General features: G+C 64.2%; 14 protein-coding genes. 7 read left to right on the plus strand and 7 right to left on the minus strand.

Annotated elements, in window-relative coordinates; genetic code table 11:
- Positions 1-277: 277 nt before the first annotated feature.
- From ACQ4WQ_RS05685 to ACQ4WQ_RS05695, 3 genes are all read right to left on the minus strand, one after another.
- On the minus strand, positions 278-616 hold the full coding sequence (locus ACQ4WQ_RS05685; protein ID WP_436495264.1) for a hypothetical protein: 339 nt from the start codon (positions 614-616) through the stop codon (positions 278-280).
- Between the two features lie 39 nt (positions 617-655).
- The gene (locus tag ACQ4WQ_RS05690) at positions 656-1,018 is read right to left on the minus strand and encodes a hypothetical protein (protein WP_436495266.1); all 363 of its coding nucleotides are present in this window, start codon (positions 1,016-1,018) and stop codon (positions 656-658) included.
- Between the two features lie 222 nt (positions 1,019-1,240).
- On the minus strand, positions 1,241-1,561 hold the full coding sequence (locus tag ACQ4WQ_RS05695; protein WP_436495268.1) for a hypothetical protein: 321 nt from the start codon (positions 1,559-1,561) through the stop codon (positions 1,241-1,243).
- A 211-nt stretch (positions 1,562-1,772) separates the two neighbouring features.
- Here ACQ4WQ_RS05695 and ligD point away from each other — a divergent pair, with 211 nt between their 5' ends.
- Positions 1,773-4,271, plus strand: a complete 2,499-nt coding sequence (ligD, locus tag ACQ4WQ_RS05700; protein WP_436495270.1) for a DNA ligase D — start codon at positions 1,773-1,775, stop codon at positions 4,269-4,271.
- Here ligD and ACQ4WQ_RS05705 read toward each other — a convergent pair.
- The 3 genes from ACQ4WQ_RS05705 to ACQ4WQ_RS05715 form a co-directional block, all read right to left on the minus strand.
- A complete protein-coding gene (locus ACQ4WQ_RS05705; RefSeq protein ID WP_436495272.1) occupies positions 4,255-6,567 on the minus strand; it encodes a PAS domain S-box protein in 2,313 nt (770 codons plus the stop codon). The two genes, ligD and ACQ4WQ_RS05705, sit on opposite strands and share 17 nt — an antisense overlap.
- 120 nt (positions 6,568-6,687) lie before the next feature.
- Positions 6,688-7,563 (minus strand): non-homologous end joining protein Ku, encoded by an 876-nt coding sequence (gene ku, locus ACQ4WQ_RS05710; protein WP_436495274.1) that lies wholly within the window; start codon positions 7,561-7,563, stop codon positions 6,688-6,690.
- A gap of 3 nt (positions 7,564-7,566) precedes the next feature.
- A complete protein-coding gene (locus ACQ4WQ_RS05715) occupies positions 7,567-8,541 on the minus strand; it encodes an SDR family oxidoreductase (RefSeq protein ID WP_326459880.1) in 975 nt (324 codons plus the stop codon).
- Positions 8,542-8,668: 127 nt separating this feature from the next.
- On the opposite strand from ACQ4WQ_RS05715, the gene ACQ4WQ_RS05720 reads away from it, so the two are divergent.
- From ACQ4WQ_RS05720 to ACQ4WQ_RS05745, 6 genes are all read left to right on the plus strand, one after another.
- A complete protein-coding gene (locus ACQ4WQ_RS05720) occupies positions 8,669-9,250 on the plus strand; it encodes a TetR/AcrR family transcriptional regulator (protein WP_436495276.1) in 582 nt (193 codons plus the stop codon).
- Positions 9,251-9,318: 68 nt separating this feature from the next.
- Positions 9,319-10,959, plus strand: a complete 1,641-nt coding sequence (locus tag ACQ4WQ_RS05725) for a SulP family inorganic anion transporter (protein ID WP_436495278.1) — start codon at positions 9,319-9,321, stop codon at positions 10,957-10,959.
- Positions 10,956-11,345, plus strand: a complete 390-nt coding sequence (locus ACQ4WQ_RS05730) for an Imm1 family immunity protein (RefSeq protein WP_436495280.1) — start codon at positions 10,956-10,958, stop codon at positions 11,343-11,345. Before ACQ4WQ_RS05725 ends, ACQ4WQ_RS05730 begins: the two co-directional genes overlap by 4 nt.
- A 1-nt stretch (position 11,346) precedes the next feature.
- The gene (locus tag ACQ4WQ_RS05735; RefSeq protein ID WP_436495282.1) at positions 11,347-11,619 is read left to right on the plus strand and encodes a hypothetical protein; all 273 of its coding nucleotides are present in this window, start codon (positions 11,347-11,349) and stop codon (positions 11,617-11,619) included.
- Positions 11,609-11,986 carry a DUF2750 domain-containing protein gene (locus tag ACQ4WQ_RS05740; RefSeq protein ID WP_436495284.1) on the plus strand — a complete coding sequence of 126 codons (378 nt, stop codon included), beginning with the start codon at positions 11,609-11,611 and terminating at the stop codon, positions 11,984-11,986. Before ACQ4WQ_RS05735 ends, ACQ4WQ_RS05740 begins: the two co-directional genes overlap by 11 nt.
- Positions 11,979-12,152: a hypothetical protein gene (locus tag ACQ4WQ_RS05745; RefSeq protein ID WP_175445173.1), complete on the plus strand. Its 174-nt coding sequence runs from the start codon at positions 11,979-11,981 to the stop codon at positions 12,150-12,152. The genes ACQ4WQ_RS05740 and ACQ4WQ_RS05745 overlap by 8 nt, the downstream gene beginning before the upstream one ends.
- A gap of 3 nt (positions 12,153-12,155) precedes the next feature.
- On the opposite strand, the gene ACQ4WQ_RS05750 is transcribed toward ACQ4WQ_RS05745, so the two are convergent.
- The gene (locus ACQ4WQ_RS05750) at positions 12,156-12,635 is read right to left on the minus strand and encodes a GNAT family N-acetyltransferase (RefSeq protein WP_436495287.1); all 480 of its coding nucleotides are present in this window, start codon (positions 12,633-12,635) and stop codon (positions 12,156-12,158) included.
- Positions 12,636-12,745 lie beyond the last annotated feature (110 nt).

Raw genomic sequence — 12,745 nt, forward strand, 5'->3', positions numbered from 1 at the left:
TGAAACGGCTCCTGAATCAAGGATGAGAATGAGAATAATTCTCAATTCTATTTGAGGAGGCGCCGGAATGGGAACTTTTTGTGACTATAAAGCGTTGTTTTTTTACATCTTTACATGATTTTACGTTGGAGGTTTTGCTTCCGGTCGGCAGTGCCGCTCATGCGCTACCAGTGCCGGCCGCGAAAAAAAAGACAGCCGAAGCTGTCTTTGGTACTGCGGGCGAAGCCGCCACGGAAGCGCAGACCCGGCGGACGCGCTGCCGTGGCGATTGCCGCGATTACTTCGCTGGCGCAGGTGCTGCCGGTACGGCTTCTGCCGCTTTCGTTGCGTCCGCTTTCACTTTCGCTTTGCTTGCCTTGTGATGGGCCTTGGCCTTGCTGACCTTGGCGTCGGCCTTGGCGCTGGCGACATCGGCTTTCGCGTCGGCGACGACGGCTGCTTCTTTCGCATCGGCTTTCACGACGGCCTTGGTTTCCTTGGCTTCCGCTTTTGCTACGGCTTTCGTGTGGGCCGCTTCCGCCTTGGCGGGAGCCGGTGCTGCCGGGGCGGCAGGGGTTTGGGCGAAGGCTGCGGTAGCGAACAGGCTGGCGACGAGGGTGGCGATAACTTTTTTCATTGTATTGTCCTGGAGAGTGGTAAGCGATTGTCTGGGTGATTACTTGGCTGCTGCCGGCGCTGCTTCAGCGGTGGCCGAAGCCAGCTTGGCGTCAGCCTTGGCTTTCGTGTGCTTGGCCTTGTGGTGCGCCTTGGCTTTCGTGGTGGCCGCTTCCGCCTTGGCGCTGGCGACTTCCGTTTTCGCGGCGACGACGGCTTTCGCTTCTTTCGCGTCCGCTTTCACGACCGTTTGCGCTTCCTTGGCATCGGCTTTCACGACGGCCTTGGTGTGGGCCGCTTCCACTTTGGCGGGAACCGAGGCTGCCGGGGTGGCTGCAGGAGCTGCAGGTGTCTGGGCGAAGGCAGCGGTAGCGAACAGGCCGGCGATCAGGGTAGCGCTCAGGTTGAAAATGCGTTTTTTCATGGTGCAGTCCTCTGTGGTGGTTTGTCTGGTACGTCTGTTGGTGCCGGGATGATTCCCGTGTCACTGAGCATAAAACGCGCCCCGGAAGCTTACCGTTGACCTTGTTTACACTTTCTTACAATCAGGTGTTTTATCGGCTGTTGCTGTGTGATGTGGGCATGAAAACGAAAAAAGACAGCCGAAGCTGTCTTTTTTCGTGGCGCAAAAAACGCGCGGAGCCGATTATTTGGCTGCTGCTGCTGCGGTCGCTTCAGTTTTGGCTTCGTCAGCCTTGGCCTTGGCTTTTTTCGCTTTGTGGTGGGCTTTGGCCTTGGTGGCTTTGGCGTCAGCCTTGGCGCTGGCGACGTCGGCTTTGGCATCTGCAGCGACGGCGGCTTCTTTCGCATCGGCTTTCACCACGGTCTTGGTTTCTTTTGCTTCTGCTTTAGCCACTTCCTTGGTGTGCTTGGCTTCGGCCTTGGCCGGCGCTGCTGGTGCTGGGGTTTGAGCAAAGGCTGCGGTAGCGAACAAGCCGGCGATCAGAGTAGCGATTACTTTTTTCATGGTGCAGTTCCTCGAGAAGTGGGTTGTAGTTCAGGAGATGCATTTCCCCTGTCACTGAGCCAAAAACGCGCCGTGCGGCAATTGCGTTGACACGTTTTCTGTCAATTACAAACACTTACATTTACCGGGGCAGGCACTCTGTTAGCTGGCGTACCGCACCCAAGCCCCTGGCGGACTAGACTCGATGCCATCCTCACCGCATGGGTTCGCCATGAAAGCCGCCCTGAAAACCTATCAAGCCAAGCGCAATTTCGCCGTCACGCCCGAGCCTGCGGAGGGCGGCGAGGCGGCGGGCGAGGGGCTCACCTTCGTGATCCAGAAGCATTGGGCCAGCCGCCTGCACTACGATTTTCGCCTGGAACTGGACGGCACGATGAAAAGCTGGGCCGTGCCGAAAGGACCCAGCTACGATCCGCGCGACAAGCGCATGGCGGTGCAGGTGGAAGACCATCCCCTTGCCTACGCCGGTTTTGAAGGCACGATACCCGAAAAACAGTATGGCGCGGGCAAGGTCATCATCTGGGACAAGGGCACGTGGCAGCCGCAGCCGGCCACGCCCGATGCGCGCGCCGCGCTGGCGGCCGGCGAGCTGAAATTCACCCTTGACGGCCACAAGATGCATGGCAACTGGGTGCTCGTGCGCATGAAGGGCAAGGGCGATAAACGCAGCGAAAAGCAGCCGGCCTGGCTGCTGATCAAGGAAAAAGACGAATATGCCCGGCCGGCGCTGGAATTTTCCGTCGTCGACGAATTCCCCGATAGCGTCAAGCACAAGGCCATGCCCAGGCGCAAACAAGGCGCGCCGCAGGCGGCATCTCCGGCCGCGAAGCTGCCCGCCGCCCTGTCGCCGCAGCTGGCCACCCTCGTCGATGCGCCGCCGCCAGACGCGCAAGACTGGATTTTCGAGGTGAAATTCGACGGTTACCGCATCCTCGCGCGTTGCGATGGCGATCAGGTCGCCCTGATCACGCGCAATGGCAATGACTGGACGGCCAAACTGCCGAAGCTGCGGCAGGCGCTGGAGCAGCTGGGCTTGCCGCCAGGCTGGTATGACGGCGAAATCGTCGTCAACGACGCCGGCGGCCACCCGGATTTCGGCGCCTTGCAGCGCGCCTTCGATGCGGACACGAGCAGCGAGATCGTGTATTACCTGTTCGACGTGCCGTTTTTCGATGGCCACGATCTGCGCGGCCAGCCCGTCGAGGCGCGCCGGGCCTTGCTGGAACAGTTGCTGCAGAGTTTGCCGGCCTCGCCGCTGGTGCGCTTCAGCGGCGCGCTCGACGCCAAGCCCCGGCAACTGCTGGCCCATGCCTGCCGCCTGGGGCTGGAAGGCGTGATCGGCAAGCGGCGCGGCTCACCCTACGTCACGCGGCGTTCCGCCGACTGGATCAAGCTCAAATGCGGGCTGCGCCAGGAATTCGTCATCGGCGGCTATACGGCGCCGCAGGGCGCGCGCGAAGGCATCGGTTCGCTGCTGCTGGGCGTGTACGATGACCAGGGCAAGCTGCGCTATGCGGGCAATGTGGGCAGCGGCTTTGACGCGGCAAGCCTGCGTGATGTGCGCCGCCGCCTCGACGCGCTGGCCAGCGATGCCAGTCCGTTCACGGGCAAGGCGGGCGGCGTGCGCCAGCCCAACTGGGTCAAGTCGGAGCTGGTGGCCGAGGTCGGTTTTGCGCAATGGACCAGCGGCGGCGCCGTGCGCCACGCCGTCTTTCACGGCTTGCGCGCGGATAAACAGCCGGCCGCCATCGTGCGCGAGCGGCCACAGCGAATCGACAGGGAGAAGACGATGCAACACCAAGCCACGCCGGACAGCGTCTTGCCGGCCAGTTTCAAGGTCAGCCATGCGGACAGGGTGATCGACCAGGACAGCGGCGCCAGGAAGATCGACCTGGTGCGCTATTACGCGCTGGTGGGCAAGCTGATGCTCGTGCATTTGCGGGGCCGGCCCGTGTCGCTGGTGCGCGCGCCGGCCGGCGTGGGCGGCGAGCTGTTTTTCCAGAAGCATGCGGACACGTCCGCCATGCCCGGCGTCAGACAGCTCGATCCCGGCCTCGATCCCGAGCATGCTTCCATGCTGGAAGTGGCCAGCATACAGGGCCTGTTGTCGGCGGCGCAGTGGAATGTGGTGGAATTTCACACGCAAAACGCGCTGGCCAGCGCCTACGACACGCCGAACCGCCTGGTGTTCGACCTGGACCCGGGCAAGGGCGTGGCCTGGCCCGCCATCCGCGAAGCGGCCGTGCTGCTGCGCGCCTTCCTGACGGAACTGGGCTTGCCCGCCTGGCTGAAGACCAGCGGCGGCAAGGGCTTGCACGTGGTCGTGCCGATCCGCCCGAAACACGACTGGGATACGGTCAAGGCGTTTTCGCAAGCCATCGTGGCGCACATGGCGCAGCTGATACCCCAGCGTTTTGTGCTGAAAAGCGGGCCGTCCAACCGGGTCGGCAAGATCTTCATCGATTATTTGCGCAATGGACGGGGCGCCACCACCGTGTGCGCGTGGTCGGCCCGCACGCGTTCGGGGCTGGGCATTTCCGTGCCGCTGGCCTGGGATGAGCTCGACAAGCTGAAGGCGGGCGATCAATGGAGCGTGGGCAACGTCCACAGCCGCCTCGACGTGGGCAACGCGCCGTGGGCTGGCTATGCGCGCAGCGCGAAAGGGCTCGATGCGGCGATGAAAAAGCTGGCCTTTATGCCTCCGGCTTGAATGGCACGGTGGCGCGCGCCAGTTGCAGGGCTTCGTTGATGGCGGCGTTGAGCTGGGGGATCTCGACGGGTTTGGTCAGGTAGCGGAAAAAGCCCGCGGCCAGGCCATGCCGGATGTCGCCCTTCATGGCGTTGGCCGTCAGGGCGATGACGGGAATGTGCGCGGTGCGCGGATCGTTGCGCAGGATGCGTTGCGCCTGGTTGCCGTTCATGCCGGGCAGGTTGATATCCATCAAGATGACATCGGGATGGCATTCCAGCGCCAGCGCGATGCCCTGGCGCGCGTCGGTGGCCGAGATCATGCGCAGGTGGGGCAGGAAGCTGACGATATCTTCCACCAGGCGCAGGCTGGCCGGATTGTCTTCCACGTACAGCAGCAGGGCCTGGCCGCTGTCCTCGCCCCCGGCGCCGCCGGCAGGCTCGGATGGCCCCTCCTTGTCCACTGGCATGCTGTCGGGCGGCGCGGCCATCGTGTCGAGTTCGATCCAGAACACGCTGCCCACGCCGAGGCAGCTGTGCACGCCCATGCGCCCGCCCATCAGTTCGACCAGGCGCTTGGTGACGACCAGGCCGATGCCCGTGCCTTCCTCGCTGCCGGCCTCCTGCCCCAGGCGATTAAACGGCTGGAACAGTTCGGCCATCTGCGCGTCGTCCAGCCCCTTGCCCGTGTCGCGGATGGCGATGCGCACGCACAGCGCATCGGGTTGCGAGATTTCCAGCTCTACCTTGCCGGCCGGGCGGTTGTACTTGATGGCATTCGACAGCAGGTTCAGCAGCACTTGCTTGAGGCGCGTATGGTCGGCCCTGAGCGTGAGCGCGTCGCAGGCCGGAAAAATCAGGTGGATCTGGCGCTGCTGCGCCTGTTCTTCCACCATCACGCGCACTTCCTCGATCAGCGCGGGCAGCGTCACCGCTTCCATCGACAGGCTCAGGCTGCCTGATTCGATCTTCGCCAGGTCGAGGATTTCATTGATCAGGGTAAGCAGGTGGCGGCCCGAGGTGACGATGTTTTGCACGAAAGTGCGTTTTTGCAGGACGGTCGCGGGCAGGGCTTCGTTGGCCAGCAGCTGGGCAAAGCCGAGGATGGCGTTCAGCGGCGTGCGCAGCTCGTGCGACATGCTGGTGAGAAAACGGTCCTTCGCCTGGCTGGCCCGCTCCAGTTCGACTTTCTGTTCGTTGAGCGTGCGTTCGATGCGCTTGCGCTCGGAGATGTCGCGGATGGCCGACGACACGAGCACGCCTTCGTCCGTTTCCAGCGGCGACAGGCTGATTTCGACGGGGAATTCGGTGCCATCGCGGCGCAAGCCGTACAGTTCCAGCCCGGCGCCCATGGAGCGGGCGCGCGGCGCCGTGGAAAAGGCTTGCCGGTGCTGCGGATGATCCATCGCGTAGCGGGCCGGGATCAGCACTTCGACATTGCGCCCGAGCAACTCCGCGCGCGAGTAGCCGAACAGGCGTTCCGTCTGCGAATTGACGAGCACGATCTCGCCATCGCCGTTGACGATGACGATGGCGTCCGGCGCCGATTCGAGCAAGCCGCGGAACTTCTGCTCGGCCCGGCGGCGGTCGCTGACGTCGCGGATGGCGCTGATGACGAAGGTGCCGATCTCCGTCTGGATGGGCGACAGGCTGATTTCGACGGGGAATTCGACGTTGTCCTTGCGTAAGCCCAGCAATTCCAGGTCGGCGCCCATGGTGCGCGTGCGGGGCTGGTCGAAATAGCGCGCGCGGTGCGCCACATGCGAATGGCGCAGGCGTTGCGGCAGCAGGCTATCGATTTGCCTGCCGTTCAATTCGCCTTCCGCGTAGCCGAACAGGCGCTGCGCCTGCTGGTTGGCCAGCACGATGGCGCCGGTGGCATTGACCATGATGACGCTGTCCGGCGTCGATTCGAACAGCACGCGGTAGCGCACCTCGACGAACTGGGCGTCGCGCGCCGCCTTCAGCAAGGTCGTGTCCTTCATGGTGGAAATCAGGTAGCGGGGCGCATCCGCCCCGGTCTGCGCGGCCTGGCACGCCACGTCAACGTGGATGAGTTCGCCATCCTTGCGCCGCCGCAGCGATTCGCGGTCGTAGCTGCCGTGCAGGGTCAGTTGTTCGTCGATCAGCAGGGCCGCTTCGGCCTGTCCGGGCAAGGAGATCAGTTCCCACAGCGTGCGACCCAGCGCCTCCTCGCTGGCATAGCCGAAAATGCGCTGCGCCCCATCCGTCCAGCGCACGACGGCATGGTTTTCGTTGGTGACGACAACGCCGCCAGGGGCGCCGCTGAGGATAAGCTGATCTAACTCGGCATCCATTTTTTCCGCACGCGTGACAGGGCTTGCCGGCTGGCAGGCCTGTGCATAACGTAGCGAGAAGCCTGATCAAAGTCAATGCATTTATATTATTGACGCTGCTCCCGGGCCGGGTATTGCGTTTCAGGCCGCCTTGCGCCTGGCGGGCGCCGGCTTGCGCGCGGTGGACGAGGCCGTTCGCTTGCGGGCCGGCGCGGCGGGCGCTTTCTTGCCCAGGCTTTGCTGCAGCAGGGCGACCAGGTCGATCACATTGCTGCCGTGTTCCTCTTCCGGTTCGGGCGCGGGCGGCGTGATGGTCTTGGTCTGTTTCGCCTTGATTTTCTTCTTGACCAGCGCCAGCACGTCTTCGCGGTAGCTGTCGTGGTATTGCTCCGGTTCCCACGCTTCGCTCATGTCTTCGACGAGCGACAGGGCCATCTTGAGTTCCTTGTCGGAAATGCCGGCCGCCTTCAGGGTGCTGGCGGGCAAGTCCAGATCGTCCGTGGGGCGGATTTCATCGGCGTAGCGCAGGGTGTTGAGCACGATGGCGTCTTCCACGCAGACGAGTGCGCACAGATGCTGCTTGGTGCGCATGACCACGCTGGCGATACCCACTTTATTGGCTTTGCGCAAGGTTTCGCGCAGCAGCGCATAGACTTTCTCGCCGCCCTTGGCGGGCAGCAGGTAATACGGATGCTCGTAAAAGGTCAGCGGCACTTCCGCCGCATCGACAAAGGTGAAAATATCGATGGTTTGCGTGGCCTTCACGTTCGCCTGCCTTAAATCCTCGTCGGATAGCACCACGTACTCGTCCGTCTTGTATTCATAGCCCTTGATGATGTTGTCCCACTCGACTTCCTTGCCCGTCTGCTTGTTGTAGCGCTTGTAGCCGATGGGCGCGAAGTCGCGCCGGTCCAGCATGGACAAGTCCAGTTCGTGGTCGAGGCTGGCAGAAATCAGCTCGACGGGGATGTGCACGAGGCCGAAGCTGATGGCGCCTTTCCACAGTGCGCGCGCCATGCCCTAGTCCCCCACGCTGCCGGTGACGGGCAGGACGATGCCGCTGATGTAGCTGGAACAGGCGGGCGAGGCCAGGAAGACGTAGGCGGGCGACAGTTCCTCGGGCTGGGCCGGGCGGCGCATGTCCGTGTCCTGGCCGAATTTCTCGATGTCCTCGGGCGACTTGTCGGCCGGATTGAGCGGCGTCCAGACGGGGCCGGGCGCGATGGCGTTGACGCGGATGCCCTTGTCGAGCAGGTTGCCGGCCAGCGCCATGGTGAACGCATGGATGGCGCCCTTGGTGGTGGAATAGTCGAGCAGGTGTTTCGATCCCTGCAAGCCCGTCACGGAACCCGTGTTGATGATGGACGCGCCCCGCTGCAAATGGGGCAGCACGGCCTTGGCCATGTGAAAGTAGCCGTAGACATTGGTTTTCATGGTGAGGTCGAAGCGCTCTTCGCTCAGTTCCAGCAGGGATTCGGCGTGTTCCTGGAAGGCGGCGTTGTTGACCAGCACGTCGATGTGCGTGAATCTCTCCAGCACCTGGCTGACGGCTTGCTGGCAAAAGCCCTGGTCGCGCACGTCGCCGGGAATCAAGAGGCAACTCTGGCCTTCCGCTTCCACATAGCGCTTCGTTTCGTTGGCGTCCGCATGTTCGTTCAGGTAAATGATGGCGACATCGGCCCCTTCGCGCGCATACAGCACGGCCACGGCGCGGCCGATGCCCGAATCGCCGCCCGTGATGATGGCCACCATGCCGGCCAGCTTGCCGCTGCCGCAATAATCGGGCGCCAGGAAGCGCGGTTTCAATGCCATCTGCGCTTCGATGCCCGGCTTGTCCAGGTGCTGGGCGGGCAGGGGAGGCGCCGGCTGGCTGCGGTGGCCCGTCTGCACGGGCTGCTTGCTTTCCTTGCCTGGCTTGGCGGCATCGCGGCCATCCTGCTCCTGCTGGATGGCGCGCTGCAAGTTGCCGGCGGACTGATCCTTGTTTTCGTTCATGCTGGCCTCCCTGGAAACGAAGATCCAGTATCGGCGCGGCGCCCGCATCGAACGGTGCGCTTGCTAACAGAGTGGCGCAAACGGGCGTAAAGTTATATGATGATTGACATAAATGTAGGAGGGCAGCATGAAAGTGAGCAGAGAGCAGGCGGCGCTGAACCGCGAGCGCATCGTTGACGTGGCGGCAAGATTGTTCCGCGAAAAGGGCTATGACGGCATCGGCGTGGCCGACCTGATGAAGAACGCGGGCCTCACGCATGGCGGCTTCTATGGCCATTTCGCGTCCAAGGAAGACTTGATGATCGAGGCGTGCCAGCATGCCTTGAACAAGTCGCTGGAAGGCTGGCGGGCGAAGGTCGCCGGCGACCCGCAGCGCGCGCTGCCGGCCATCATCGACAGTTATCTGACCACCCGGCACCGCGACCAGCCCGGCACGGGCTGCCCGGCGGCGGCCATGGGCGCGGACGTGGCGCGCATGTCGCCCGGCGCCCGTCCCGCATTTACCCAAGCCACGCGGCAGCAGTTCGCGCTGCTGGAAGGCTTGTTGCCGGAAGGCGCGTCGGATGGTATGCCCGAGCGGCGGCGCCGGCAGGCCATTGCCACGTTTGCCGCCATGGTGGGCGCCATGGTGCTGGCCCGTTCCGTCGATGACGAAGCGCTGTCGATGGAAATCCTCGATGCCGTGAAGGCGCAATTGCTGCCAGACTGATCGCGTTCCCCCTGTCAGCCGGCCTCGTCGCATGATAGGCTTCGGTTTTCAGATTTTGGGATCGCATCATGCTGCTTTGGCTCAGGCAATACCGGCGTCCTCTGTTGGCCGGGGACATTACCGCCGGTATCGTTGTCGCCATGATGATGGTGCCGCAAGGCATGGCTTACGCCTTGGTGGCCGGCTTGCCGCCCGTCGTGGGCATCTACGCCAGCATCCTGCCGCCCGTGCTGTACGCCTTGTTCGGCAGCAGCATGACGCAATCGGTGGGCCCCATGGCCATCGTTTCCCTGATGACGGCCGCCGCCCTGGCGCCGCTGGCCGACCCCGGCTCTTCCCTGTACATCGTGCTGGCCGCCCAGCTGGCCTTCATCAGCGGCCTCGTCCTGCTGCTGTGCGGCGTGCTGCGCCTGGGCTTCATGGCCAGCTTTTTGTCGCGTCCCGTGATCAGCGGTTTCAGCAATGGCGCCGCCATCCTGATCATCTGGGGCCAGATCACGCCCCTGCTGGGCGCAACGCTTCCCCATTGGCACGCGCCCAGCCTGGTGCTGGGGTTGTCCGGCCTGCTGTTCCTGTGGCTGGCCAAGCGCTATCTGGCGCGCCTGTTGCAGCGCTGCGGCGTGAATAAAGTCGCCGCCGACGTGGGCGCGCGCCTGGCGCCGATGGCGCTGGTGCTGGCCGGCATCGCGCTCGTCGCCTACGGCGGCCTGGAAGCGATGGGCGTGCAGACGACGGGCCACGTGCCCAGCGGCTTGCCGGGCCTGAACCTGGCCACCTCCAGCGCCCATTGGCGCACCTTGCTGTCGCCGGCGCTGCTGATCGCCTTCATCATCTTCCTGATGAGCATGTCCGCCGCCCAGACCCTGGCGCAAAAGCGCGGTGAAAAACTGCACACGAACCGCGAACTGCTGGGCCTGGGCGCGGCCAACGTGGCCAGCGCGCTGTCGGGCGGCTTTCCCGTCACAGGGTCGATTTCGCGTTCGGCCGTCAATTTCCAGGCGGGCGCCAACACGCCCCTGGCCAGCATCATCACGGCGGGGCTACTCGCGCTGGCGCTGGTGGCGCCCACGGGCTGGCTGGCCCTGCTGCCGCTGCCCGTGCTGGCGGCCACCATCATCTTTGCCGTCAGCAGCCTGCTGGACTGGGACACCTTGAAACTGTCGTGGCGCTATGACCGCAGCGATGCGCTGGCCCTGCTGGCGACGACGGCCGGTGTGCTGGTGCTGGGCGTGGAAGCGGGCGTCGTGATCGGCGTGCTGCTGTCGATGGGGACGCTGATCTGGCGCGCCAGCCGCCCCCATATCGCCGTGCTGGGCCGGATCCCGAATAGCGAGCACTTCCGCAACGTGGAGCGTTATGAAGCGCAAACCTTGCCCGACGTCCTGCTGCTGCGCATCGATGCGGGCCTGTTCTTCGGCAACGTGGAAGCCGTCACGGAGCGCGTGGAAGACGAGCTGCGCGGCCATCCGACGGCGCGCCACCTGGTGCTGGTGTTGTCGGCCGTCAACCAGATCGATAGCACGGCCTTGCTGGGCTTGATCGAACTCAACAGCACGCTGGCCAAGCGCGGCATCAGCCTGAACCTGGCCGAAGTGAAGGGCCCCGTGATGGACCGCCTGCGCCAGAGCAGCCTGCTGCAAGACCTCAGCGGCAAGCTGTATCTGAGTACGGCCCTGGCGACGAACGATTTGAGCGGGAGCACAACATGACGATGGAATTGAATCTGCATGGCGAGGCGCGCGCCGTCGACACCATCGCTGCGCTGGAACAGGCGCTGAGCGACGCGCGCGCGCTGGCCCAGTGCGAGCTGTGGCTGACCATGGCGACCGACGCGGAGCAGGGCCCGGCCCTGTGCATGCTGCGCAATGGCGGCAATGCCTGGCTGATGTATTTGTCGGGCCAGGATGACGTGAGTTTTCACTCGCTGGGCGATGAGGAGGCCGACGGCGTTTGCAGCTATCTGCTGGCCAATGGCCAGGTGGATGAGTATCCGGAAGCCTGGTGCATTGATGTGGAACACTGCCAGCGCGCCTTCGTCGCGTTCTTCAAGACAGGCGGCGCGCGGCCGGCCGCCATCGCGTGGGAGGCGGATTGACATGCCGCACACCATCATCGCCGACATCGACAGAGACTTGCTGGCCGCACTGGACGCCAGGGCAGGTTTATTGACGCTGCGCGCCATCCTGCTGCGCTACAAGGCCAGCGGCGTGACGGCCGCGCAAGTGGCCGGCTTGCTGCATGAACTGCGTCCTGCCACGCAGGAGGGGCCGCTGGAAGACGTGATACTGGACGCCCTCGACATCGTGACGGGCTGGTGCGCGCCGCATCTGCGGGTGTGGGACGAGGTAGGGGAAAACCGTGCATCCTGAAAAGTTCAAGCAGGTAATGGGCCTGCCGTCCGCCGAACGCCATGGCTATTTTGTGCGCAAGGTAGCTGATACGCAAGAAGTGTGGGGCTTGTACCACGACGGCTGGGCCACGGCGCAAGCCGACGGCAAGGTGGCGATACCGTTCTGGCCGGAAGCGGCATACGCGCAAGCGTGCGCCAGCGGCGAGTGGGAACATTTCCAGCCCCGCGCCATCGCGCTCGACGATTTTTTGAGCAAGTGGCTGCCCGGCATGGCCGGCAACGGCCAACTGGCGTCCGTGTTCCCCGTGCAGCAAGGACCTGGCGCCATCGCGGCGCCGGCTGATCTATTGATGGATTTGCAACATGAGGCAGAACAATATGAGTGAAGACAAGGATCGCCTCGACGCCTGGTACGACGGCTCGGCCATCTGCCTGATCGCCGTCGGCGCGCACGGCGATCCGCTGGACCTGGGCGACGACGAAGTGCGCGCCCTGATCGCCAAGCTGCAGCAATGCCTGGCCGAGTCCGAGGCAGGCGCGGTGCCGGATTGAAGGTCAGGCCGCCGCCAGCGCCTTTTCCATCGCCACGCTGGCCAGGCTGATGCCGCTCGGGTGCGCATACGCTTCCGCGCGCAAGGCAACAAAACCGGCGGCCCGGTAAAACGGCTCCGCATTGAGCGACGCGGACAGGTGCAAATGGGCAATGCCGCGCTGGCGCGCCAGCTGCTCCAGCGCCGCCAGCAGGCGCTTGCCGATGCCCAGACCCGCGCGCGCGGGATCGACGAACACGGCATCGACTTCCTGCTTGTCCGCATCGAGCATGGCATAGCCGGCGATGGCCTCGTCCTGCATGGCCACGATGCCGCCACCGGCAGCCAGCATGGCGGCATACGATGCCGGCACGGGCGAGGCGGTCCAAACAGCAATTTGTTCCGGCGCATAGTGCGTGGCGCAACTGACGCGCACGGCCACCGTGCGCAGGGCCCACAGGGCGTCGATGTCGGAGGGCAGGGCGGGGCGCAGGGTGATGGGCATGGAGGCTTTCGGGCAAAAGGTCATGCTAGCGCACGATGCGGCGGCTGGCCAGTGCAGCGCCGCCATGTGACAAATGATTGCCCTAAGGAATAGACTTGCCCCAGCAGTTG

Origin of the sequence: Janthinobacterium goodfellowi (assembly GCF_051380695.1) — a bacterium.
In the GTDB taxonomy this organism is placed as follows: domain Bacteria; phylum Pseudomonadota; class Gammaproteobacteria; order Burkholderiales; family Burkholderiaceae_D; genus Janthinobacterium.